At 71.2% G+C, this 23,564-nt stretch carries 21 protein-coding genes and 1 pseudogene; 14 read left to right on the top strand and 8 right to left on the bottom strand.

Features of this window, described 5'->3' with window-relative positions:
* Together ABIA32_RS21340 and ABIA32_RS21345 are read left to right on the top strand one after the other, a co-directional pair.
* Positions 1 to 555 carry a PadR family transcriptional regulator gene (locus ABIA32_RS21340; RefSeq protein ID WP_370097726.1) on the top strand — a complete coding sequence of 185 codons (555 nt, stop codon included), beginning with the start codon at positions 1 to 3 and terminating at the stop codon, positions 553 to 555.
* Positions 552 to 1,082 carry a DUF1990 family protein gene (locus tag ABIA32_RS21345; RefSeq protein WP_370097729.1) on the top strand — a complete coding sequence of 177 codons (531 nt, stop codon included), beginning with the start codon at positions 552 to 554 and terminating at the stop codon, positions 1,080 to 1,082. Before ABIA32_RS21340 ends, ABIA32_RS21345 begins: the two co-directional genes overlap by 4 nt.
* Here the strand turns inward: ABIA32_RS21345 and ABIA32_RS21350 are convergent.
* Positions 1,042 to 1,743: an NADPH-dependent F420 reductase gene (locus ABIA32_RS21350; RefSeq protein WP_370097732.1), complete on the bottom strand. Its 702-nt coding sequence runs from the start codon at positions 1,741 to 1,743 to the stop codon at positions 1,042 to 1,044. The genes ABIA32_RS21345 and ABIA32_RS21350 overlap by 41 nt on opposite strands.
* Positions 1,744 to 1,913: 170 nt before the next feature.
* Between ABIA32_RS21350 and ABIA32_RS21355 the strand changes: the two genes are divergently transcribed.
* The 4 genes and pseudogenes from ABIA32_RS21355 to ABIA32_RS21370 all read left to right on the top strand — a co-directional run.
* Positions 1,914 to 2,504, top strand: a complete 591-nt coding sequence (locus tag ABIA32_RS21355) for a hypothetical protein (RefSeq protein WP_370097734.1) — start codon at positions 1,914 to 1,916, stop codon at positions 2,502 to 2,504.
* Between the two features lie 66 nt (positions 2,505 to 2,570).
* A complete protein-coding gene (locus ABIA32_RS21360; RefSeq protein WP_370097737.1) occupies positions 2,571 to 3,566 on the top strand; it encodes an ROK family protein in 996 nt (331 codons plus the stop codon).
* 77 nt (positions 3,567 to 3,643) lie between these two features.
* On the top strand, positions 3,644 to 5,320 hold the full coding sequence (aspT, locus tag ABIA32_RS21365; protein ID WP_370097739.1) for an aspartate-alanine antiporter: 1,677 nt from the start codon (positions 3,644 to 3,646) through the stop codon (positions 5,318 to 5,320).
* 58 nt (positions 5,321 to 5,378) lie between these two features.
* Positions 5,379 to 5,825, top strand: a pseudogene (locus tag ABIA32_RS21370) (methylated-DNA--[protein]-cysteine S-methyltransferase); the annotation flags it as partial.
* On the opposite strand, the gene ABIA32_RS21375 reads toward ABIA32_RS21370, so the two are convergent.
* Positions 5,755 to 7,284 carry a DHA2 family efflux MFS transporter permease subunit gene (locus ABIA32_RS21375; protein ID WP_370097742.1) on the bottom strand — a complete coding sequence of 510 codons (1,530 nt, stop codon included), beginning with the start codon at positions 7,282 to 7,284 and terminating at the stop codon, positions 5,755 to 5,757. The pseudogene ABIA32_RS21370 and the gene ABIA32_RS21375 overlap by 71 nt on opposite strands.
* 101 nt (positions 7,285 to 7,385) lie before the next feature.
* On the opposite strand from ABIA32_RS21375, the gene ABIA32_RS21380 reads away from it, so the two are divergent.
* Positions 7,386 to 7,856 carry a MarR family winged helix-turn-helix transcriptional regulator gene (locus tag ABIA32_RS21380; protein ID WP_370097745.1) on the top strand — a complete coding sequence of 157 codons (471 nt, stop codon included), beginning with the start codon at positions 7,386 to 7,388 and terminating at the stop codon, positions 7,854 to 7,856.
* Here the strand turns inward: ABIA32_RS21380 and ABIA32_RS21385 are convergent.
* The 3 genes from ABIA32_RS21385 to ABIA32_RS21395 form a co-directional block, all read right to left on the bottom strand.
* On the bottom strand, positions 7,819 to 8,397 hold the full coding sequence (locus ABIA32_RS21385; protein ID WP_370097747.1) for a DUF1697 domain-containing protein: 579 nt from the start codon (positions 8,395 to 8,397) through the stop codon (positions 7,819 to 7,821). The two genes, ABIA32_RS21380 and ABIA32_RS21385, sit on opposite strands and share 38 nt — an antisense overlap.
* 48 nt (positions 8,398 to 8,445) lie before the next feature.
* Positions 8,446 to 9,435, bottom strand: coding sequence for an aldo/keto reductase (locus ABIA32_RS21390; protein WP_370097750.1), 990 nt, complete (start codon positions 9,433 to 9,435; stop codon positions 8,446 to 8,448).
* Between the two features lie 89 nt (positions 9,436 to 9,524).
* Positions 9,525 to 9,929 carry a hypothetical protein gene (locus ABIA32_RS21395; RefSeq protein ID WP_370097753.1) on the bottom strand — a complete coding sequence of 135 codons (405 nt, stop codon included), beginning with the start codon at positions 9,927 to 9,929 and terminating at the stop codon, positions 9,525 to 9,527.
* A 358-nt stretch (positions 9,930 to 10,287) separates the two neighbouring features.
* On the opposite strand from ABIA32_RS21395, the gene ABIA32_RS21400 reads away from it, so the two are divergent.
* Together ABIA32_RS21400 and ABIA32_RS21405 are read left to right on the top strand one after the other, a co-directional pair.
* Complete coding sequence (locus tag ABIA32_RS21400; RefSeq protein WP_370097756.1) at positions 10,288 to 10,875, top strand: TMEM165/GDT1 family protein; 588 nt, start codon at positions 10,288 to 10,290, stop codon at positions 10,873 to 10,875.
* A gap of 101 nt (positions 10,876 to 10,976) precedes the next feature.
* Positions 10,977 to 11,852: a hypothetical protein gene (locus ABIA32_RS21405; protein WP_370097759.1), complete on the top strand. Its 876-nt coding sequence runs from the start codon at positions 10,977 to 10,979 to the stop codon at positions 11,850 to 11,852.
* 115 nt (positions 11,853 to 11,967) lie between these two features.
* Here ABIA32_RS21405 and ABIA32_RS21410 read toward each other — a convergent pair whose 3' ends face one another.
* From ABIA32_RS21410 to ABIA32_RS21420, 3 genes are all read right to left on the bottom strand, one after another.
* The gene (locus ABIA32_RS21410) at positions 11,968 to 12,933 is read right to left on the bottom strand and encodes a peptidoglycan-binding protein (RefSeq protein WP_370097762.1); all 966 of its coding nucleotides are present in this window, start codon (positions 12,931 to 12,933) and stop codon (positions 11,968 to 11,970) included.
* 118 nt (positions 12,934 to 13,051) lie between these two features.
* Positions 13,052 to 15,082, bottom strand: a complete 2,031-nt coding sequence (locus ABIA32_RS21415; RefSeq protein ID WP_370097765.1) for an MFS transporter — start codon at positions 15,080 to 15,082, stop codon at positions 13,052 to 13,054.
* A 234-nt stretch (positions 15,083 to 15,316) separates the two neighbouring features.
* Positions 15,317 to 16,549 (bottom strand): cytochrome P450, encoded by a 1,233-nt coding sequence (locus tag ABIA32_RS21420; protein WP_370097768.1) that lies wholly within the window; start codon positions 16,547 to 16,549, stop codon positions 15,317 to 15,319.
* A gap of 186 nt (positions 16,550 to 16,735) precedes the next feature.
* Here ABIA32_RS21420 and ABIA32_RS21425 point away from each other — a divergent pair, with 186 nt between their 5' ends.
* From ABIA32_RS21425 to ABIA32_RS21445, 5 genes are all read left to right on the top strand, one after another.
* Entirely contained in the window at positions 16,736 to 17,905 is a 1,170-nt protein-coding gene (locus tag ABIA32_RS21425; protein ID WP_370097770.1) for a steroid 3-ketoacyl-CoA thiolase, read from the top strand.
* Positions 17,906 to 18,608: 703 nt separating this feature from the next.
* On the top strand, positions 18,609 to 19,742 hold the full coding sequence (locus ABIA32_RS21430; protein WP_370097773.1) for a hypothetical protein: 1,134 nt from the start codon (positions 18,609 to 18,611) through the stop codon (positions 19,740 to 19,742).
* Between the two features lie 191 nt (positions 19,743 to 19,933).
* Complete coding sequence (locus ABIA32_RS21435) at positions 19,934 to 20,137, top strand: trans-aconitate 2-methyltransferase (protein ID WP_370097776.1); 204 nt, start codon at positions 19,934 to 19,936, stop codon at positions 20,135 to 20,137.
* 90 nt (positions 20,138 to 20,227) lie between these two features.
* A complete protein-coding gene (locus ABIA32_RS21440; protein ID WP_370097778.1) occupies positions 20,228 to 21,931 on the top strand; it encodes an acyclic terpene utilization AtuA family protein in 1,704 nt (567 codons plus the stop codon).
* Positions 21,928 to 23,535, top strand: a complete 1,608-nt coding sequence (locus ABIA32_RS21445) for an acyl-CoA carboxylase subunit beta (RefSeq protein WP_370097780.1) — start codon at positions 21,928 to 21,930, stop codon at positions 23,533 to 23,535. Before ABIA32_RS21440 ends, ABIA32_RS21445 begins: the two co-directional genes overlap by 4 nt.
* Positions 23,536 to 23,564 lie beyond the last annotated feature (29 nt).

Raw genomic sequence — 23,564 nt, forward strand, 5'->3', positions numbered from 1 at the left:
ATGTCGCTGCCGCACGCCATCCTCACCGCGCTCCTGGAGAAGCCGTCCTCGGGGCTTGAGCTGACGCGGCGCTTCGACAAGTCGATCGGGTTCTTCTGGGCGGCCACGCACCAGCAGATCTACCGGGAGCTGGGCAAGCTGGAGCAGTCCGGACTGATCCGCGCGATCCCCGGGCCTCCCGCGCAGGGGCGGCGCAAGGAGTACGAGGTGCTGCCGAGCGGCCGTGAGGAGCTCGCGGCCTGGGTGGCGCGCAGCGACGAGCCCCGGGCGCTGCGCGATCCGCTGGCGCTGCGGCTGCGGGCGGCGGCGATGGTCGGGGTGGGGGAGGGCAGCCTGGGGGCCGAGGTGCGGCGTCACCTCGGGCTCCATGTCGCTCAGCTGGACGCGTACCGGGCGATGGAGACGCGGGACTTCCCCGACGGCAAACGGGATTCGGCGGAGGCGAAGCTGCAGCACCTGGTGCTCCAGGCAGGGATCGAGATGGAGCGGTTCTGGACCGGGTGGCTGGAGCAGGTCGACGCGGTCGTGGCCGAACTGGAAGCTGAGCAGCCGTGACCGCCTTCACTTATCCGGAGGTCGGGGCGACCCGGGACCGGCCGCTGCCCGCCGGGTACGCGCACCTGCACCACCGCGTGCGCATCGGCCACGGCGAGGCGGCCTTCCTGGTGGCCGGTGACGCGCTGATGGAGTGGCGCATGCACCGCCGCATCCCCGTCGGGGTCGACGCCTCCACGCCGCGGGCTGAGGTCGGCACGCGGGTGCGGATCACGCTCGCGCTGGTGGTGCGCGCTCCCTGCCAGGTCGTCTGGGTGGTCTCGGCAGAGCCGGACCGGCGCGGCTGGGCCTACGGCACGCTGACCGGCCATCCCGAGTGCGGGGAGGAGGCGTTCATGGTGACGCGTGACGAAGGCGGCGACGTCTGGCTCGACGTCACCGCCTTCAGCAGGCCCGGCGGTCGGCTCGCGCGCGTGCTGGGCCCGCTGGTTCCCGTGTTCCAGCGCGCCTACGCCCGACGGTGCGGGCGGGTGCTGCGCGCGATGGTCACAGCTGCCGCGCCGGAGCCTGCTGGATGTGGAAGTTGAAGTCCGCGTGGCCCAGGCTGCCGTAGAGGCGCAGCCAGATCGGCAGCAGCATCTCCGAGCCGCGGGCGCTGGTGACGTCGCCGAGGTCGTAGACCTCCTCGGCCAACCAGCCGATGGAGACCAGCAGATCGGTCACGGTCTTCTTCGCGTCCGCGTCGTCGCCGGAGACGAAGACCGAGTGCGGGCCGGGGAGCGCCGACGGGTTCACCATGAGGTGCGCGCTCATCGTGTTCAGGGCCTTGACCAGGCGGGCCTCGGGGAAGGCGCGCTGGATCGTCTCGGCCAGGCTGTCGGTGTTGACCGGGTTGAGCGAGGGCGGGAATCCCTGGGAGAAGTCCAGGGGGTTGGCGACGTCGATCACGATCCGGCCCGCGAGGTTCGCGGCGCCGACCGCCTCCAGCGCGGGCACGCTGCCCGAGCCCGAGGTGGCGTTGACGTAGGCCTCGGCGAAGGCTCCGGCCTCGGCGTAGGGGACGAGGCGAACGGCGGGGTGCTCGGCCAGCCAGCCGGCGATCGGCGGGTTGCCGGCCGCGTCCAGCTCCTGGCGGGCGAGCGTGGCGGCGGGGTCGCGCGTGCCGATCACGACCTCGTGGCCGAGTGAGGACAGCTTTCCTGCGAGCGTGCGGCCGACGATGCCGGTGCCCAGGACGGCGAAGCGCATGTACGGAAGTCCTTTCGATGACAAGGGCGTTGACGCGGGGTTCGCGTCACCGGCCCGAAGCCGGCGGGCCCTTCATCGGGAATCTAACCCGCGCCGGTGATCGATCTGTTCCCGAACCGGGATCAAATCGCGTGTCGTCGCGGTCCCGTTCACTGGCAGCATCTGCCCGCGTGACTCTTCCTCTCACCATCGACACCGACGCCTACGAGGCCGGATTCGGCTGGAACGGCCGACAGGTCGTCAGTCTGGTCTCCGGCCTCTTCCTGCTGCTGGTCGGTGTAGTGCTGGCGCTGGGCGCCCCCACCACGACCTCCCGATTCTTCGGTGTCATCTGCGTACTCTTCGCCCTGTTCCTCCTCACCATCCAGTCGATCATCGGCTTCAGCCGCAAGACCGCGATCCGGATCGACGAGATGGGGGTCCTGCTCGGCGGCAGCCCGCTGCGGTACGCCGCCACCACCGCGTTCGTCCCGTGGTCGGACGTCGTGGCGGTCGAGCTCTGGATCCAGCAGGTCGGACTGTGGCGCAAGATCCACTACGTCGGCCTGCACCGGGTCCCCGGCGCACCGCCACTGAACGGCGCGCAGACCAACCGGGCCGCGCTGGCCGTGGCGAAGTCGCTGACCGAGAAGAGTGCGGAGCTGATCGGCGCGAGCCGGGCCACAGTCGGGTGGAAGTTCGACGCCAGGGAGATGCTCTCGACGGTCCAGCGCCTCGCCCCCCAGGTGCAGATCTACGTGGATCCCGACTTCAAGCTCTGACCCCGAGCAGCGGGCCGCGCGCGCCGGTTGGACAGCGGTGCGGGGCGCGCAGCAAACTCGCTGGCCATGAGCACCCGGTCCATGAGCACGCCCGTCAGTCCTGGCTACGTCGCGGCGATCGACATCGGCGGCACGAAGGTCGCGGGCGGGCTGGTCGGGGCGGACGGCGCGCTGCACCACCAGGTGGAGCGTCCGACCCGGGCGGGTTCGGGCGATGCCGACGAGGTCTTCGCGGCGGTGGCCGAGGTCGTCGCGCTGCTCGCGGCGGATCCGCGCTGGGCGGACGTGGACCGGGTGGGCGTCGGCAGCGCCGGTCCCGTGGATATCGCGCTCGGCACCGTGAGCCCGGTCAACATCGGGGCGTGGCGCGACTTCCCGATCGTCGAGCGGGTGCGCGGGCTGCCGGAGGTCGGCGGCCTGCTGACGGTCCTCGGCGGCGACGCGGTCGCCATGACGGCAGCCGAGCACTGGCGCGGCGCCGCGCGCGGCTTCGCGAACGCCCTCTGCCTGGTCGTCTCGACCGGGGTGGGCGCGGGCCTGGTCCTGAACGGCCAGGTCTACCCGGGCCCGACCGGCAACGCGGGGCACCTCGGTCACATCACGGTGGACCTGGACGGCGAGCCCTGCCCGTGCGGCTCGCGCGGCTGCCTGGAGCGGATGGCGAGCGGCACGGCGATCGCGTCCTGGGCCCGAGCCCAGGGCTGGCGGCCGTCCGCCTCTCCCGCCTCTCCCGCCGACGCGTCGACCGCGGCTGACGCCTCGGCAGCGGCGGTCGCGGCGGCGGCGCGCGAAGGCGACCCGATCGCGACGGCGGCCTTCGACCGGGCGGGACGCGCGCTCGCGGCGGGCATCGCGGCCACGGCGACCCTGGTCGAGCTGGACGTCGCGGTCCTGGGCGGGGGAGTGCTGCGGGCCGGCGAGCTGCTGCTGGCGCCGCTGAGGCGGCATCTGACGGCCTATGCGACGCTCCCGTTCACCCGGCACCTCGCCGTCCGCGCGGCGGAGCTGGGCACGGACGCGGGCTTGATCGGCGCGGCGGCCCTGGCCCTGGCCCAGAGCTGACGACTGATCGGTTCTGCGGCATCGCCGTTGTATGTCATATCAGGCGTAAATGGGCCATATGGCATCTAATGATCTCCATGAGTCTGCTGCGAGAGAACGCCGTCCTCGCCCTCTTCACCTGTCTCGCTCTCGGCTACATCGTGGGCAAGCTGCGCGTCGGGCCCATCACCCTGGGCGGCATCTGCGGCACCCTGATCGTGTCGATGCTGCTCGGCGCGCAGAAGGTGAGCGTCAACTCCGACGTCAAGAACGTGGCGTTCGCTCTCTTCATCTTCTCCCTCGGTTACATGGCCGGGCCTCAGTTCTTCGCCAACCTCAACGCCAAGGGCCTGCGCTTCGGGGTGCTCTGCCTGATGGAGGCCGTCGTCGTCATCGGCCTGGCGATCGCCTTCGCGACCGGCTTCAACCTCGACACCGGGACCGCCTCGGGCATCCTCGCCGGATCCGCGACCGAGTCGGCCGTCGTCGGCACCGCGCAGGACGCCATCGCCAAGCTGCCCGGCATCACTTCGCAGCAGGTGACCGAGCTCCAGGGTCATGTCGCCACCGCGTACTCGGTCTGCTACCTCTTCGGCCTGATCAGCATCGTCATGCTGACGAGCCAGATCTTTCCGCTGATCATGCGGATCAAGCTGGCCGACGCCAGCCGCGAGATCTGGGAGCGGATGCGCGGCGACGACCCGTCGCTGGAGGCGGACGAGCAGGCCGCGCTGCCGTCGCTGGTCGGCCGGACCTACTTCGTCTCGCAGGGCGAGGGCAGCACGCTGCGGCAGCTGGAGGACGCGGCGGACCGGCAGGTGACGGTCGAGGGGGTGGTCCGCGGCACCAGGGTGATGAAGGTGGCGCCGGACCTCCGCCTCCAGCGCGGCGACCGGGTGCTCGTCGTCGGGCGGCGCGCCGCCGTCATGGACACCGGCCACGAGCTGGGCCCGGAGACGCCGGGTGTGCCGGGTCTGGACAGCCCGCTCGCGGTCAAGCAGGTCGTGGTCACGCAGAAGGCCGTCAGCGGGAAGACGCTGGGCGCGCTGAAGGCGGACGTCGCCGACGGCGTGTTCTTCACGGACGTCGAGCGGGTCGACCACCACCTGCCCGTTTCCGCCGAGACCGAGCTGCACACCGGTGACAGCGTCACCGTCGTGGGCGCCCGCTCGCGGGTGGAGGCCTTCGCCGCCAAGGTCGGCGCCACGGTCCGTCAGGATGCCGCCGACTACATCTACATCAGCATCGGCATCTGCCTGGGCGTGCTGCTCGGCATGGTGAACGTCAAGCTGGGCTCGGCGAACCTGACCCTCGGCACCGGCGGCGGCTGCCTGATCTCGGGCCTGATCTTCGGCTGGCTGCGGGCGCAGCGTCCGACCTTCGGCGCCTACCCGCCGGTCGCCGCGCAGACGGCGAAGGACCTCGGGCTCTCGGTCTTCATCGCGGTCACCGGCATGGCGGCAGGCCCGGACGCCGGGCCGCTGCTCAAGCAGTACCCGCTGCTGCTGCCGCTGGCCGGCATCACGATGGTGGTCGTCCCGGCCTTCCTCGGGCTCTTCATCGGCCGCAGGTTCCTGAAGATCGAGAAGCCGATCCTGATCGGGGCCATCGCCGGTCAGCAGTGCAGCACCCCGGCCATCACGGCGGTGACCAACGTCGCGCAGAGCAGCGTGCCGATGCTCGGCTACACGATCACCTACACGCTGTCGAACTTCCTGCTGCCGCTGACCGGGCCGCTGCTGGTCGGCATGCTCGGCCTGCGGATGGGCGGCTGAGCGGGCCGGGCGGCGGCCGCGGCGGGAGTTGTCGTACCCGGCCGCTACAGTCCGGGGTATGGAGACGCAGGCCTACTGGGTGACGGTGCCCTCGCCGCTGCCCACCGGGCCGATCAGGGTCGCGGTGACGGAGCGAGGCGTGGCGGGTGCCTCGTTCTGGCACGACGCCTTGCCCGGCGAGCCCTGCGCGGCGGGGGACGAGCGGGCGGCCAGGGTCGCCGCCCGGCTGGGGGAGTACTTCGCCGGCCGCCGCCGCGCCTTCGAGCTGCCGCTCGACTGGAGCGGCACCGAGGGCGTCCAGCGCCAGGTGCTGCAAACGCTGGAACGCACGGTCGGCTACGGGCAGACGATCACGTATGGGGAGCTCGCCTCCCGCAGCGGAGCGTTCGAGAACGAGGTGGAGCAGCATCTGGCCGCCCGGGCGGTCGGTCAGCTCATGGGGTCGAACCCCTTGTTCCTGCTGGTGCCCTGTCATCGTGTGGTCGCCGCGGACGGCCTGGGCGGATTCTTCGGGGGTGAGCTGGGGTTGGACGTGAAGCGCTGGCTGCTGACGCTGGAGGGCGTGCTGCCGCCGACGCTGGACTGGGACGGCCCAGCGTGAGCGCGTAGAGCGCGGCGAGCAGCGCGATCGCGGCCAGGACGAGGAAGGCCAGTCGGTAGGCGGAGACGGGCGGGTGGCCCGCCGCCCCCGGGGCGGTGCCGAAGACGAGCACGGCGGTGACGACGACCGGGGCCAGGGCGCTGCCGGTCTGCTTGACGACGGTGCCGAGCGTCGCCGCCTGGGCGGAGTCGGCGCGGTCGAGCGTGGTGAGCGAGGCGACGGTGACGGGCATGAAGTAGGCCCCCATCGCGATGCCCAGCAGGAACATGTCGAGCCGCAGCGTCCACAGCGAGGTGTGCGCGCCACTGTCGGCCAGCAGCAGGTTGACGCCGCTGACGCCCAGCAGGCCGGTGGCGACGATCGGCCCGGGGCCGATGCGGTGGTAGAGGACGCCGACCAGCTGCACGGTCAGCAGCACGCCGGCGGCCTCGACGAAGGTCGTGCTGCCCGAGTCCAGCGCGCTGCGCCCCTGCGCCTGCTGCACGAAGAGCGGCACCAGGAAGAGCGGCCCCAGCACGGGCACCAGCCCGACGAGGCTGAGCCAGCCCGCCTTGCGGAACATCCGGTCCGCGAAGAGCCGCAGCCGCAGCGCCGGCTGCGGCGCGCGCAGCCCGAAACGGACGGCGAGCGTGAGCAGGGCGGCCCCGGCGCCGAGCGCGGCGAGGACGGGTGGCGCGGTCCAGCCCCGGTCGGGGCCCGCGCAGATCCCGAACATCAAGGTGCCCATGGCTCCGCCGCTGAGCAGCAGCCCCGGCAGGTCCAGCCGGTCGGGACGGCGCTCGCGGTGCTCCTCCAGGAAGCAGAGCCCGAAGACGGCGGCGGCGAGCCCGACCGGCACGTTGACGAAGAAGACCCAGCGCCAGTCCAGCGACGTGACCAGGACCCCGCCGAGCAGCGGCGCCACCGTCGGCGCGAGCTGCTGCGGGATGATCGTGACGCGGGCCAGCCGCACCTGCTCGCGCTGGCTGAAGGTGCGGAAGAGCAGCCCCTGGGCGACGGGCGTGAGCAGTCCGGCCGCCAGGCCCTGCGCGGCCCGGAAGACGATCAGCTGCGGCAGGCTCTGTGCCGCGCCGCAGAGCGCGGACGCGAGCGTGAACGCGGCGAGGGCGAGCACGAGCATCCGGCGTCCGCCGAACCGGCCGAGCAGCCAGGCGGAGGCCGGGATCATGACGCCGAGACAGACGGGATAGACCACGACGACGCCGTCGAGGGCAGCGGAGGAGAGGTGGAACTGGGCGGCGATGGCGGGAAGCGCCACGATGGTGATCGCACCGTCGACAATGACGATGAAGGCGACGGCGACGAACATGACTGGGACGATGACCCGCTGATTGCGCAACAGGCCGACGCGAAGTGCGGTCATGGATACTGAGCATACTCACTATGAGGATGCTCATGAAGTCGGTTTCCGGCACAGGACGGTCCTGCACAGGGCGGTCCTGCGCGGGCGAGGAGAGGCGCGGTATGGGACAACGGCGACGGCACGGCAGCAGCGACATCCTGATCGACGAGCTGTTCGACACCACGGTGGAGGTGCGGACCTTCGTCGAGGCCAGGCTGAGGCCGCTCGGCGCCTCGGTCGCGCGGCTGCGCGCCCTGCGAATGCTGGCGCGCGAGGGAGTGCCGGTCCGCATGCGCGACCTCAGCGAACTGCTGGGCGTCGCCGCGCGAACCACCACGACGATCGTGGACAGCCTGGAAAGGGATGGCCTGGTGGAACGCGTCCGTCATCCGGTCGACCGCCGGGCCTTCCTGCTCACCCTGACCGAGGCCGGCCGACAGCACCACGCGGAGGCGGAGGCGGAGGACGCCAGGGCGCTCGCGGATGCGACCGGAGCGCTCAGCCCGGCGGAACGTGAGCAGCTGCGCGAGCTTCTCGCCCGGATCCGGGGAACGGTCAGCCCTTGGACCGACCGGCGGCCTTCGCCGCAGTGATGATCTTCTCGACGGTGTGGTGGAAGCGGCCGGTGCCCTGGACGCCGAAGGCCCTCTCCAGCAGCGGCACCGGGTTGGCCGGTCCGCGGCCCTCCGCGAGCCGGTAGAGCACGTAGGCGGTCGCGCCGCGGACGCCGATGACCTCCCACTCGCCCTTCGGCGAGGCCTGGGGCAGGACGGCGGGGTTGAGCGCACCGGTGGTGAAGAACAGGCTGAAGCGCTCGTGCTCGGCGCGCTCCATGGTCGCGAACGGCGCCGCAGCCCAGGCGTCCTCGACCTCGTCGAGGGTGTAGAGCGCGGTGGGGATCTCGAAGCCGAAGGCCCCCGCGAGCCGCGCCTCGATCCGCGCCCGCAACGCCTCGCGCTGCGCGTGGGAGCCACCGGGCGCGGAGAAGAAGACGTTCCCGCTGGCGATGTAGGTCCGCACCGGCCCCAGGCCGAGCTCGGTGAGCTCGTCCCGGAGCCGGGCCATCTCGACCTTCCGCTTGCCGACGTTGACGGCCCGCAGGAAGGCGACGTAACTGATCTGATCAGCGCTCACACGCCGATGCTAGCCGCGCAGCCGCCGGTCGGCCGGTGCACTGGCGGACTACCAGGCGTAGTCCTCGGGCGCGGGGCGGTGGCCGGGGAAGATCTCGTCCAGCTCGGCCAGCGCGTCCGCGTCGAGGGTGAGCTCCAGCGCGGCGAGGGCCGAGTCCAGCTGCGCGTCCGTGCGCGGGCCGATGATCGGCGCGGTCACCGCGGGCTGGTGCAGCAGCCAGGCCAGCGCGACGGTGCCCGGCTCCGCGCCGAGCTTGTCGCAGAAGTCCTCCCAGCGCTGAAGTCGGGCGATCTCAGCCTGGTCCAGGTTCTTCAGCCGGCCCGCACCACGCACCCCCTCCTGCCCGGCCTTGCGCAGCACCCCGCCCAGCAGGCCGCCCTGGAGCGGCGACCAGGGGATGACGCCGAGACCATGGTGCTGCGCCGCGGGCAGCACCTCCAGCTCGACCGTCCGCGCCATCAGGTTGTAGAGCGACTGCTCCGCGACCAGCCCGAGGTTGTTCCGGCGGGCGGCGACGCCCTGCGCGGTGGCGATGTGCCAGCCGGCGAAGTTGCTGCTGCCCACGTAGAGGATCTTGCCCTGCTGGACCAGGACCTCCATCGCCTGCCAGATCTCGTCCCAGGGCGTGGCCCTGTCGACATGGTGCATCTGGTAGAGGTCGAGGTAGTCGGTGCCCAGCCGCTTCAGGCTGGCGTCGCAGGCCCGGCGGATGTTCAGGGCGGAAAGCTTGCCCTCGTTCGGCCAGCGGTCGGCCGCGCCGGGGGTGGGCATGTCGCCGTAGAGCTTGGTGGCCAGCACCGTCCGCTCGCGGCGGCCGCCGCCGCGGGCGAACCAGCTGCCGACGATCTCCTCGGTGCGGCCCTTGCCCGCCGTCTGGCCGTAGACGTTGGCGGTGTCGAAGAAGTTGATGCCCCGTTCGAGGGCGGTGTCCATGATCTGGTGCGCCCCGGCCTCCTCGGTGTGCGGGCCGAAGTTCATCGTGCCCAGGCAGATTCGGGAGACGGACAGGCCGGTGCGGCCGAGCGAGGTGTAGTCCATGGAGCCACCCTCGCCCGCGCACCCCGGCTTGTCGAGACCGCGCCGCGCGCCCGGCGGGTTCAGCGGACTTCAACGGACTTCAATGGACTTCAGCGGATGAGGACCGTCACGGCGTCGGAGGTGTGATCCAGCCAGGTCGGGCCACCGGCGTACCGCTTGGCCAGCAGGCGGGCCCGGAACTGCTCCGCGCCGCGAGCCGTGGCCCGGACCGTGCGGGAGTAGGAGCGCCACGGCAGCGCCGAGCATCCCAGGGCGTGCCAGCCGCTGCCGCCGACGCGCTGGTCCAGGCAGAGGTACGTGTAGCGGACCGAGTCGTCGCCGCCGCTCGCGGTGACCTGGACGTACTGGCCTATCCTCAGCACCTGCGTGTTCACCGAGACGTGCACGCCGGACTTGGCGTAGGCCATCTCCGGCAGGAGTGCGCCGGAGAGCGCGGTCGCCCCCAGCGCGAGGAGGGCGGTGGTACGGACACGGTGTGCGGTGCGACTGGCCATAGTGGTAGGTCCCCCGAGACGGCTGATATTTACCCAGAGCTTACGCATGCTCGGACGCGTTCGAGCGCTGGGCCGTTCCCCGACGTCGCGGGTCGTCCTTCGCGGGCCGTCGTGGGCCTCGGGTAGACTCGATGTCGATCGAAGGGGAGTAGCCCCCACCGGACCGTCGACATACTGGCAGCCTCCAGCAGGCCGCCCGGCGCCCGGGGCGTGAGGCGGCGACGTGCAGTCGTCGGGTCGCGCTGGTGAGACCTTCGGCCGCAGCCGTCATACCCATGCCCGCTGCCGAGCCGAAGCGTCCCCGCAGTCGTGGGCCGGAGGCCGGCGCCGAACGACACCCCCGAGGACGATTACTTCCGTGAGCAGCATCGCCGTCGCCGGCATCACCTTCGGCATCATCTTTCTCGCCGAGCTCCCCGACAAGACCGCTCTCGCCAGCCTCGTGCTGGGCACCCGCTACCGCGCCTCCTACGTCTTCGCGGGCGTCGCCGCGGCCATGGCCGTGCAGGTGAGCCTCGCGCTGGTCGCCGGCCGGCTGCTGGCGCTGCTGCCGCACCGCGCCGTCGAGGGCGTCGTCGGCGCGCTCTTCCTCGCGGGAGCGCTGATGCTGTTCCTGCACAAGGACGAGGAGGAGGACGCCGACGGCGCCCGCGACCCCAAGTCGAACAGCTTCTGGCGGGTCGCCGGAGCCAGCTTCCTGATGGTCGCAGTGGCCGAGTTCGGCGACCTCACCCAGATCATGACCGCGAACCTGGCCGCCAAGTACAGCGACTGGCTCGCGGTCGGCCTGGGCTCCTGGCTGGCGCTGTGCGCGGTCGGCGGGCTGGCGATCCTGGGCGGGCAGAAGCTGATGAAGCACGTCCCGCTCAAGACGATCACGCGGGTCGCCGCGCTGATCATGCTGGTGTTCGCAGGCATCAGCATCACCGGCGCGATCACGGGCTGACGCTTCTCCCCACCCTGGCAACTCCGTTCGAGGAGTAGGGTGTCGGCGCATCCGGCCGGGTAGGACCGTGCCGAGGCAGGCGGAGACGGCAGGGGGCTGCTGTGCAGGTGCTGGGCTGGACGGTGCTGCTGGTGCTCGTGGTGGGCGGGGCCGCGGCCGGGTACTGGTGGTGGCGCTTTCCGGGGGCCGCGGGCTTCGTGTTCGGCCCTGCCTTCGCCTCGGACCGGGCGGAGCTGACGGCGGCCCGGCGACACGTCCGCGCCCAGCATCGACGCGTGAACCGCGCCCTGTCGCCGTTGCGAAAGGATGTGCAGTCGGCCCAGCGCGAGCAGCAGAAACGTATCCGCGAGGCGCAGCGGGCCCTGGACGAGGCCCGTGAGTCGGGCCCCGGCAAGCAGCTGGGCACTCTCGACTCCGTCGTGCTGTACGAGCGGAGCCTGCAGATCAACGGCCAGGACGTGGCGATCGACCAGGTGATGTCGGCCGAGGCGGAGCAGCCGCGGGGCCGGGGCCACAGCCACACCGAGCTGGTCATCGGCCTCGGCTACGGCGGCGTCCAGCGCGAGTACTACCGGGACAGGAGCCGCGTGAGGCCCGAGCCGGGGTCCGCGAAGGCCGCCGGGGCGTCGGGGGTGACCAAGGTGACCAGGGCGACGGGGGCGAAGTCGGCTGCGGCGGCCGAGGGCGAGATGCCGCTGCGGAGCTACCGCGAGGTCCGATCGTTCGCCGACAGAATCCGCAGAGCGGCGGCTGAGGAGCGGAAGCGCCTGGAACTGCTGCCGGAACTACTCGACAGTCTCGAACGCGACCTCGCGGAGGCGAAGGACGACACCGGCGCGATCGACGAGGCCCGCACCGCCCTGCGCCATGCGGAGGCACGCGCGGAAAGGGATCCGGAACTGCTACGCGCCCGCGACGAGTTGGAGGACGCCCGCGAAGCCTGGCGTGAGCTCGCCGGCCGTCTCCCGCCCGGGTGAGGAGCCGTCCGTCTGCCCGGCAACCTCCCGGGCATGCCGAGTACCTCGTCCCGCTCAGCGCCGCTCAGCTTCGCGCCGTCCCGCGCCGCTCAGCTTCGCTCCGCTCCCGCGTGGCTCAGCCGTTGCCGCCGCCGTTGCCCCTGGCCAGCACTTCGGCCATCTTCGCCTGGGAGTTGGGGCCGTAGACACCGGACGGATCACCCTGGACGTTGTACCAGATCTGGAAGGTCGTGACATCGGAGGCGGTTCGGTCGTCATAGGTGCCGGAGGCCTTGAGGCCGCGGTCGATCCACAGGGCCCGCAGGTTCTGCTGGAGCGTGACCACGGCAGGCCCGGTGGAACCGACCTGCAGGGTGCCCGAGCCGCCGCCGCTGGACGCTGAGGAAGTCGGCTGACCGGACGGCGAGGCCGAAGCGGTGTGCCGGGTCGGCGAGGCGGACGGGTGCGGGCTCGGCTTGGCGGTGGTGGCTTTGGGGGAGTGGCTAGGGGTGGCCTTCGCCGGGCTGACGCGCGCGCTCGGTGACGCAGCGGAGGTGACCGGAGCGGCCACGCCAGGGTCGGTCGGCTGCGCGGCGGCTGACGGGCTGCCGGAGGACTGCGTGAGCAGCGCGAGGACGGTTCCGGCGGCCACCAGCGCGAGCGCTCCGCCGACCAGCGCCAGGGGCTTGCCGCGCCGCTGTGCGGTCCGGCGCGTGTCGGCCCGGCCACCGGTTCCTGCGGCTGCGCCGGCCGGAACGGGAAGCGGCGCGCTCTCGGCCACCGGCACCGGCAGCAGCGCCGGCAGCAGCGAGGTCGCCTCGGCGTCGTCCGCCGCCGCTCGGGGCGCCGGAACCGGCAGCGGGCTGCCGACCGGCCGGACCGGAACGGGCAGCGAAGGCGCGGCCATCGGCACCGGCAGCGGCAGGCCGGTCCCGCTGCGCGGGTCGGGCTCGAGCTCCGACTCCAGCTCGGGCTCCGCCGCGTGGACGTAGGGACGGACCAGCGCCGGGTCGGCGTCGATCGGCGGCAGCACCGTCGTGTCGTCGTCGCTGCGGTCTCTGTGGCCGCTCCCGTCGCTCCCGTCGTGTGGCGGAAACGCCATCACTCCCCCTGCCCCAGACCCACCCGCGCGCACGCGTCCCGTGCGTCGATCGCGCTGATTATGCAGCATTCACGCGAACGAGCGAACACTTGCTCGTGTACCGATCACCCGGGGGCTCCTACTTGGTGAAGACCCGGCCTGGTGCGTCCAGTGAGTCGTCAGCCAAAGTGCGCAGCATCGCCAGCAGTTCGGCGTGCTGCTCGGGCGAGTAGCCGTCCAGCTTCTCGCCGAGCAGCGCCAGTCGGGCTTCCGAGAGGCGGCCGATGACCTCCTCCCCGCTCGGGGTCAGCGTCAGCACGCCGGCCGCGTCGCGCTGGACCCGCCCGGAGGCGACCATCGCGTCGAGCTTCGGGCTGATCTCCACGGGCGTGACCTTGAGCCGGCGGCAGATCTCCTCCTGGGTGATCGGGCCCGCGTGGTGGAGCCGGAAGAGTCCGTAAGCCTGCGGGACGCTGATGTCGACCCCGGAGCGGTCGATGGCGCGGCCGTAGCGCTCCCAGATGTTCTCCCGGCTGGAGAGCCGGGTGATCATGCCCTCGATCTCCTCCGCCGAAGTGCGGAAGGTCGGCGGCCCGGCCGCCTCGCCCTGCCCGCCGCCGCGCGTCGCCGTGCGCAGCGGGACCTCGGGCAGGAACAGCGCCAGCACGAAGGCCAGCACGGTGATCCCGGCCGCCACCAGGTACACCGTCTGCAGGGAGGTCGCGTAGATGTGCAGGAAGGGCGCGACGAACGGCTGCTGCGCCGGTGTCGCGTGCTGCACGCTGGTCGGGTTGGCCAGGATCTGCTGCACCGGGAACTGCGGGGACAGCGTCCCGTTTCCCTGCGCGGTGGCGATCTTCGAGGTGAGCTGGTTGTTGAGCACCGTCCCGAAGATGGACGCGCCGAACGAGCCGCCGATCGAGCGGAAGTAGGTGACGCCGGAGGTGGCGGTGCCGAGGTCGGAGTAGTCCGTGGAGTTCTGCACGGCGATGATCAGCACCTGCATCACCAGGCCGAGGCCGAGGCCGAGCACCAGCATGTCCAGGCCCATCACGGTCGAGCTGGTCTTCTCGTCGACCTGGGCGAGCAGGACCAGGGCGACGCAGGTCAGCGCGGTGCCGATGATCGGGTAGAGCTTGTAGCGGCCGGTCCGGCTGATCAGCTGCCCGGTGCCGATCGAGGTGATCAGCATGCCCGCCATCATCGGCAGCAACCGCAGCCCGGAGACGGTGGGCGAGCTGCCGTTGACCACCTGCATGTAGAGCGGGATGTAGGACAGCGCGCCGAACATGCAGAGGCCGACGACGAAGCCGATCGCCGAGCAGACGGTGAAGATCCGGTTCCGGAACAGCCGCAGCGGCAGCACCGGCTCCGCCGCCCGCTGCTCGACCAGCACGAACGCCGCGATCAGGACGACCGCTCCGATCCCGCAGCCCCAGACGGGTGTGGAGTTCCACGCCCAGGTCGTGCCGCCGAGGCTGGTGATCAGCACCAGGCAGGTGGACGCGCTCGCGAGGAGCAGCGTGCCCAGGTAGTCGATCCGGGGGCGGGTCTCCGGCCTCTTCGCGTGCAGCGCGGTGGCGATGACGAAGAGCGCGACCACGCCGACAGGGAGGTTGACGTAGAAGACCCAACGCCAGTTCAGGTTGTCGACCAGGAACCCGCCCAGCAGCGGCCCGATGACGGAGGAGACCCCGAAGACCGCGCCGATCACGCCCTGGTACCGCCCACGCTCGCGCGGTGGCACGACGTCGGCGATGACGGCCATGGCGAGCACCATCAGCCCGCCGCCGCCGAGGCCCTGAAGGGCACGGAAGGCGATCAGCTCGGCCATGTTCCTTGACTGGCCGCAGAGCGCGGAGCCGATCAGGAAGATGACGATGCAGATGATGAAGACGTGCTTACGCCCGAAGAGGTCGCCCAGCTTGCCCCAGAGCGGGGTGGTCGCGGTGGCGGCCAGCATGTACGCGGTGACGACCCAGGAAAGGTGGTTCGCGCCGCCGAGGTCGCCGACGATGGTCGGCAGCGCGGTGGAGACGATCGTCTGGTCCAGCGCGGCGAGGAACATGCCCAGCATCACGCCGAGAAAGACCAGCCGCACCCGGCGCGGGCTCTCGTCGATCGGAGCAGGACCATCCGGACGCGCGTCTACCGCCTGCTGCTGAGCCATGTCCCACTCGTACCAGCGCGGCCTGCGCACTGCGCCCCGGCCGACCCGAACGGGTGAGGGTCGCGATGCTTCAGTTGCACTGTCCAGGGGCGCGGGGAACTGCGCGACAAGCCACCGGCATGCGGATGGTCCTCAACGCGCAGGGCCATCCGCACAGGGTGGTTCCTCGCGCAGTTCCCCGCGCCCCTGGACAGTGCAACTACCTCGCCTGCAGATGGCTCGCGTCCTCGCTGGTCACGCGTAGGCGACGTCCAGGCGCTTGATGCCGTTGAGCCACGGCGAGCGCAGCCGCTTCGGCTCGCCGCTGAGGCGCATGTTCGGCATGGCGTCCGCGATCGCGTTGAAGATCAGGTCGATCTCCAGCCGGGCCAGGTTCGCCCCCAGGCAGAAGTGTGGGCCGCCGCCGCCGAAGCCGAGGTGCGGGTTCGGGTCGCGCAGGACGTCGAAGCGCTCGGGGTGCTCGAAGACCTCCTCGTCGTTGTTGGCCGAGCTGTAGAAGATGCCGACCCGCTGGCCCTCCTTGATCTCCTGGCCGCCGAGCTCGACGTCGTGCGTCGCGGTGCGCTGGAACGACATGACCGGCGTCGCCCAGCGGACGATCTCGTCGGCGGCGGTCTGCGGGCGGCGCTCCTTGTAGAGCTCCCACTGCTCGGGGTGGGTCAGCAGCGCGTGCATGCCGTGGCTGGTGGCGTTGCGGGTGGTCTCGTTGCCGGCCACCGCCAGCACCAGCACGAAGAAGCCGAACTCGTCCGAGCTGAGGTTGCCCTGGCCGGAGGCGTTGACCAGCTTGGTGACGATGTCCTCCGCCGGGCAGCCCTTGCGCTCCTCGGCCATGCCCATCGCGTAGCTCATCAGCTCGATCGCCGACTGCATCCCCATCTCCTGGGTGATGGCGAGCTCCGGGTCGTCGTAGCCGACCATGGTGTTGGTCCAGTGGAAGATCTTGCCCCGGTCCTCCTGCGGCACCCCGATCAGCTCGGCGATCGCCTGCAGCGGCAGCTCGCAGGCCACGTCGGTGACGAAGTCGCCGGTGCCCTCCTTGATCGCCGCGTGGACGATTCGCTCGGCCCGGTCGCGCAAGGTGTCCTGTAGCGCGTTGATCGCGCGCGGGGTGAAGCCGCGCTGGACGATGGAGCGCAGTCGGGTGTGCTCCGGCGGGTCCATGTTCAGCATGATCAGCTTCTGGCCCTCGAGACCGGCCTGGTCGATCGACGGGTGGAAGCGGATGATCGCGGTGTTGGTGTTCGAGGAGAAGGTCTCCGGGTGGGTCGAGACCTCCTTGACGTCGGCGTGCCGGGTCACGGCCCAGTAGCCGCCGTCGTCGAAGCCGGTCGTCCCGTGGGCCTGCGGAACCCAGCAGACCGGTGCGGTGCGGCGCAGCACGGCGTACTCGGGGAGCGGCACCCGCTGCTGGTTCAGTTCGGGATCGGTCGGGTCGAAACCGTCGGGTAGGGCCGGGCAGGACATCTCGGGCCTCCTGGGCTGCGCCCGGTTCCCGGGCGAGTCAACTCTGACGGATCGTCAGTTCTTCACTCGACGGTAGTAACACGTTCTAGTGGATGCAAGGGCCTTGCGCGAGGGCTCTGCGGCGAATACAAAGGTCCGCAGAACTAGAACGAGTATCAGTTCTAGGCCAGTCGGGAGGGACTGCTCATGGCCGCTGAGCCCGTCATCGTCGAGGCAGTACGAACCCCCATCGGGAAGCGGGGCGGCGCGCTCGCCAACCTGCACCCCGCCTACCTGCTCGGCGAGACCTTCCGCGAACTGCTCGCGCGCACAGGCGTGCAGCCGGACGTGGTCGAGCAGATCGTCAGCGGGACGGTCACGCACGCGGGCGAGCAGTCGATGAACCCGGCGCGCAACGCCTGGCTCGCGATGGGCCTGCCGTACGAGGTCCCGGCCACCACCGTGGACTGCCAGTGCGGTTCGTCGCAGCAGGCCAACCACATGATTCACAACATGATCGCGGCGGGCGCCATCGACGTGGGCGTCGCCTGCGGCGTCGAGTCGATGTCACGCGTGCCGCTGGGCAGCGGCTCGGCGGGCGGCATCGGGCGTCCGTTCCCCGAGGAGTGGAACGTCGACCTGCCCAACCAGTTCGAGGCGGCGGAGCGGATCGCCCGCAACCGCGGGCTGACCCGCGCCGACGTGGACGGGCTCGGCGTGCTCTCGCAGCAGCGGGCCCAACAGGCCTGGGCGGAGGAGCGGTTCAAGCGTGAGACCTACGCCGTGCAGGTGCCGACCACGGAGGCGGAGCAGGCGGCCGGGCAGGGCATGTGGCGGCTCTTCGACCGCGACGAGGGCCTGCGCGACACCTCGGCGGAGGGGCTGGCGGGCCTGAAGCCGGTAATGCCGACGGCGATCCACACGGCGGGCAACTCCTCGCAGATCTCTGACGGTTCGGCCGCCGTGATGTGGGCCTCGCGGCGCGCCGCACGGGCGTTGGGGCTGACGCCGAGGGCGCGCATCGTCGCGCAGGCGCTGGTCGGCGCGGACCCGCACTACCACCTGGACGGCCCGATCGACGCGACCCGAGCGGTGCTGGGCAAAGCGGGCATGACGCTCAAGGACATCGATATCGTCGAGATCAACGAGGCTTTCGCCTCGGTGGTGCTGTCCTGGGCTCAGGTGATGAAGGCCGACATGGAGAAGGTCAACGTCAACGGCGGCGCGATCGCGCTGGGCCACCCGGTCGGCTGCACGGGCGCGCGGCTGATCACCACGGCGCTGCACGAACTGGAGCGCAGCGGCAAGGAGTTCGCGCTGGTGACGATGTGCGCGGGCGGCGCGCTGGCGACGGGGACGATCATTCAGCGGCTCTGACGAGCGGCCGGCTGAGCAGGGCGGCGGGCCTGGCCCGCCGCCCGTTCGGCGCGTGCCCCGCTCGGTGAACCAGTGCACCAAGGCGTTGATGCTGCGGGGGGTCTGACTCGGCGTTGGTCACGCGCCTCGCCCCGGCTGTTGAACCCCTGCATCTCCCGCCGGAGTGTTCTCGATCCGGCGACCGGCGCCCTTCGGCTGCCGTCGAATTGCCCGCGTTGGGCCACGAATCGGCTGGCGCGGTGCCTTGGCCAGGCGGGCCGGGGCGGCGTTGACCGCTGCGGCGAGATCGAAGGCCGCGGGGTAGAACTGGTCGGCTCTGTACAGGGCGAGCCGTCCCACGCCCTCTTCGTGCTCGCCCCACGACGCGTCGGCGCAGGTCGGACCGGGTGAGGATTCCCCCCGGCAGGTGCGCGGCGCGGACCGCAGCCACCGCTCCCCGATGCTCGGCGTTCGCTGGGAGTTTGCCAAAAATGAGGATCATCTTCCGCTACCCCTTGCCGCCGCCCCCGACGGCTCGCTAGCGTTCACGCCCAGCTGCCACCCCGGCAAAGGGTGGTCACAGGAGTCGCCCGCACCACCATGCCCAACCCGCCGTAGGGTCAACCCCTTTGCGTGCGGTCGCACCATGGTCTGCCGCCCGCGTTCCACCCGATCCGGGCGACAGCCGTTCGCCGAGGTACTGCCTTCACTCAAGGAGAACCACGTGATCAGCCCGTCCACCGCTCGCCGTTCCATCCGGACCGGACTCGCCCTCGCCGCAGGCCTCACTCTGGCGATAGCCGGGTCCTCGGCCGCGATAGCCGCGACCGCGCAGCACTCCGCTGCCGCGCCGGCCAACCCGGTCTCGCAGCAGGCCCACCGCCACGGCGTCTTCCCGACCCGGGCGCAGACTGCCGCCGCCCACATGGCGCCCCAGTCTCGGACGAACCCGAAGACCCTGTCCTACGGCGGCGGCGTGGACGGCATCGGCGTCCAGAGCGGTCACTCCAAGGTCTACCTGGTCTTCTACGGCACCCAGTGGGGCACCCAGACCACCGACGCCAACGGCAACGCCAAGTTCAGCGGTGACGCGGACGGTGCGGCGAGCGCCGCGCAGCAGATGTTCAAGGGCATCGGCACCAACAGCGAGACCTGGTCGGCCGACCTGACCCAGTGGTGCGACGGCCCGAACGTGGCCAAGGGCGCGACCAGCTGCCCGTCGAACGCCAACTTCATCCCCTACCAGGCCGGTGGCGTGCTCGCCGGTGTCTGGTACGACAACTCCGCCGCCTCGCCCGCCAAGGCGAGCGGCCACCAGCTCGGCGTGGAGTCCGTCAACGCGGCCGCTCACTTCGGCAACACGACGGCCGCGTCGAACCGGGACGCCTACTACGTCATCCTCTCGCCCCACGGCGTGAACCCGGACGACTACCAGAACCCGACCACCGGGTACTGCGCCTGGCACGACTACAACGGTGACACCACCCTCACCGGCGGCGCCGTCACCTCCCCCTACGGCGACATCGCGTTCAGCAACCAGCCGTACAACATGGACCTGGGCGCCTCCTGCGGCGTCAACTTCGTCAACTCCAACGGCACCCTCGACGGCTACACGATGACTCTGGGTCACGAGTGGCACGAGATGATGTCCGACCAGAACCCGGCGGGCGGCTGGACCAACCACACCACCTCGTCGTACGCCGGTCAGGAGAACTCCGACGAGTGCGCCTGGCTCGCCCCCGGCACCACGGGCGGCGCCGCCAACATCTCCTTCGGCTCCTTCGGCACCTACGCCGAGCAGGCCAGCTGGTCCAACGACACCAGCAGCTGCGCCATCAGCCACGCGATCCTGCACTGATCCCTCACCGTCAGTGACCGCGGCCTGCGGACCTCTTGCCGAGGTCCGCAGGCCGCGGTGGTGTGCAGCAGAGCATTAGCGCGTGCGGCTATGAACACCGAACGCTGGTTGGCAGACACCCGGACCTCGGTACGACACGGTCGCTGTCGGCTACGCGGACCGGTTTCGCCACCTCCTGGACGAAACGCCCTATGAACGCGCGGCCTTGGCGCTCTTCGCCGATCAGGCGTGCGGTAGCAGATGTGGGATGCGGGGCGGGGCGGATCACGGCCCATCTGCGCTCGCTGGGTCTGGATCCGTTCGGCATCGACCTGTCGCCCGCAATGGTCGAGGTGGCCCGCCGCGACCACCCCGCCGATGAGTGCGTGATTGCCCAGCCGTTCACTCTTCGGTGAAATCAAGCAAGCACGCTTGATTGTTTCTTGTGTCCTTGCCAGGCTGGCTCTGCCGCGCTGTGCCACGCCAGAGGTGAGGGGAGAGCCGCCGTGCCCGAAGGGCTACTGCGAGTCGGGAACGCGTCCGGCTTCTACGGGGACCGCTTCGACGCCGTCCGCGAGATGCTGACCGGTGGATCGTTGGACGTGCTGACCGGGGACTATCTGGCCGAGCTGACCATGCTGATCCTCGGGCGTGACCGGCTCAAGGATCCGTCGCTCGGCTACGCCAAGACGTTCCTGCGGCAGATGGAGGAGTGCCTCGGCCTCGCCCTCGACCGGCAGGTCAGGATCGTCGTCAACGCCGGAGGCCTCAACCCCGCCGGATTGGCCGACCGCCTGCGGGAGCTCGCCGAGCGGCTCGGGCTCGGGGCCGCGCGGATCGCGCACGTCGAGGGGGACGACGTGCTGGCCGACGTCCGGGCCCGGCGTCCGGACGCGCTCGCGGCCAACGCGTACCTCGGTGGGTGGGGGATCACCGCATGCCTGAACGCCGGCGCGGGCATCGTCGTCACCGGGCGGGTCACCGACGCCGCGCTCGTCAGCGGCGCGGCCGCCGCGCACTTCGGGTGGGCGGCGGACGACTGGGACCGCCTCGCCGGGGCCGTCGTCGCCGGGCACGTGCTGGAGTGCGGGACGCAGGCGACCGGCGGCAACTACTCCTTCTTCCGCGAGATCCCCGGCGGGCTCGGCCACCCCGGTTTCCCGCTCGCCGAGATCCACGCCGACGGCTCGGCCGTCATCACCAAGCACCCCGGCACCGGTGGCGCGGTGACCACCGAGACCGTCACCGCCCAACTCCTCTACGAGACCGGCCCCGCCCGCTACGCCGGCCCCGACGTCACCGCCCGCCTCGACACCGTGACGCTCACCTCCGACGGCCCGGACCGCGTCCGGATCAGCGGGGTGCGCGGCGAAGCGCCGCCTCCCTCGCTCAAGGTCGGCGTGAACCGGCTCGGCGGCTGGATCGGCGAGGCCGTGTTCGTGCTGACCGGCCTGGACATCGAGGCCAAGGCCGAGTTGATGCAGAGTCAACTCTCCGAGTCGCTGGGGAAACAGCAACCGGCAGAGCTCCGCTGGACGCTCGCCCGCACCGATCACCCTGACGCCGCCACCGAGGAGGAGGCCAGCGCGCTGCTGCGCCTGGTCGCCCGCGACGCGGACGCCGCGCTCGTCGGCCGCGCGGTCGCCACCGCGCCGATCGAGCTGGCCCTGGCCGGCTACCCCGGCTTCCACCTCGCCGGGATGCCACAGAAGGGCACGCCCTACGGCATCTTCGAAGCGCTCGAAGCGGACCCCGCCCAGGTCCCGCACACCGCCGTGCTGCCCGACGGCACGCGCCTGCCGATCCCACCCGCGCCCGTCGCCCGCCCGCTGGAACAGGTCGCGGACCCCGAACTCCCGCCCCCACTCCCGGGCAGCCCCACCCGCCGCGCACCGCTCGGCCTCGTCGCGGGCGCTCGCAGCGGCGACAAGGGCGGCAACGCCAACATCGGCCTCTGGGCCCGCAGCGACGAGGGCTGGCACTGGCTCGCGCACACCCTCACCGTCGCCCGCCTGCAAGAACTCCTCCCCGAGACGGCCGAACTGACCGTCACCCGCACACTGCTCCCCAATCTCCGCGCGCTCAACTTCACCGTGGAGGGCATCCTCGGCGAGGGCGTCGCCTCGCGCGCCCGCTTCGACCCGCAGGCCAAGGCCCTCGGCGAATGGCTGCGCTCCCGGCACCTCGACATCCCGGAGGCCCTGCTGTGACCGTCCTCTCCACCAGCGTCGACCCGCGCAGCCCGGAATTCGCCGCGCACCGCACGGCCATGCTCGACAAGCTGGCCGAGCTCGACGCCGAACACGCCAAGGCGGTCGCCGGTGGCGGGCCCAAGTACGTGGAGCGGCACCGCTCGCGCGGCAAGCTGCTGGCCCGGGAGCGAATAGAGCTGCTGCTCGACCCGGACACGCCGTTCCTGGAGCTGTCCACCCTTGCGGCCTGGGGCAGCGAGTACCCGGTCGGCGCCGGCATGGTGACCGGTATCGGACGTGTCTCCGGCACGGAGTGCCTGATCACGGCCAACGACCCGACCGTGCGCGGCGGAGCCAGCAACCCGTGGACGCTGAAGAAGGCGTTGCGCTGTCACCAGATCGCGCTGGAGAACCGGCTGCCGTTGATCAGTCTGGTCGAGTCGGGTGGAGCCGACCTGCCCAGTCAGAAAGAGATCTTCATCCCCGGCGGCGCCATCTTCCGCGACCTGACCAGGCTTTCCGCCGCCGGGATCCCGACGATCGCCGTGGTCTTCGGGAACTCCACCGCCGGCGGCGCCTACGTCCCCGGCATGTCCGACCACGTCGTGATGATCGACGAGCGGTCCAAGGTCTTCCTCGGCGGCCCACCGCTGGTCAAGATGGCGACCGGCGAGGAGAGCGATGACGAGTCGCTCGGCGGCGCGCGGATGCACGCCCGCGTCTCCGGACTGGCCGACCACTTCGCCGCCGACGAGGCCGACGCGCTGCACCGCGCCCGCCGGATCGTCTCCCGGCTGGAGTGGCGCAAGCAGGGCCCGGGACCGGTCGGCGCGGGGCTGGTCGAGCCGCCGAAGTACGACGAGGAGGAGTTGCTCGGCATCGTCCCCGCCGATCTGCGGCAGCCCTTCGATCCGCGCGAGGTGATCGCCCGCGTCGTGGACGGCTCGGACTTCGACGAGGTCAAGCCGCTCTACGGGCCGAGCCTGGTCACCGGCTGGGCGCGGATCCACGGTTACCCGGTCGGCATCCTGGCCAACGCGCAGGGCGTGCTGTTCAGCGCGGAGGCGCAGAAGGCGACGCAGTTCATCCAACTGGCCAACCAGCGCGACATCCCGCTGCTCTTCCTGCACAACACCACCGGCTACATGGTCGGCCGTGAGTACGAGCAGGGCGGCATCATCAAGCACGGCGCGATGATGATCAACGCGGTCTCCAACTCCCGTGTCCCGCACCTCTCCCTGCTGGTCGGCGCCTCCTACGGGGCCGGCCACTACGGGATGTGCGGTCGCGCCTACGATCCGCGCTTCCTCTTCGCCTGGCCGAGCGCCAAGTCGGCGGTCATGGGGCCGCAGCAACTCGCGGGCGTGCTGTCGATCGTCGCCCGCGCCTCGGCGGTCGCGCGAGGGCAGGCATACGACGAAGAGGCCGACGCCGGTCTGCGCGCGATGGTGGAACAGCAGATCGAGGCGGAGTCGCTGCCGATGTTCCTCTCCGGCCGCCTCTACGACGACGGTGTGATCGATCCGCGCGACACCCGGACCGTCCTCGGCCTCTGCCTCTCCGCCGTCCACGGCGCGCCGATCGACGGCGCGCGCGGTGGCTACGGCGTCTTCCGGATGTAGGCGCGATGACCAACGACCCCGCAGGTGAG

The sequence above is a fragment of the Streptacidiphilus sp. MAP12-20 genome, assembly GCF_041262525.1.
Taxonomy (GTDB): Bacteria; Actinomycetota; Actinomycetes; order Streptomycetales; family Streptomycetaceae; genus Streptacidiphilus.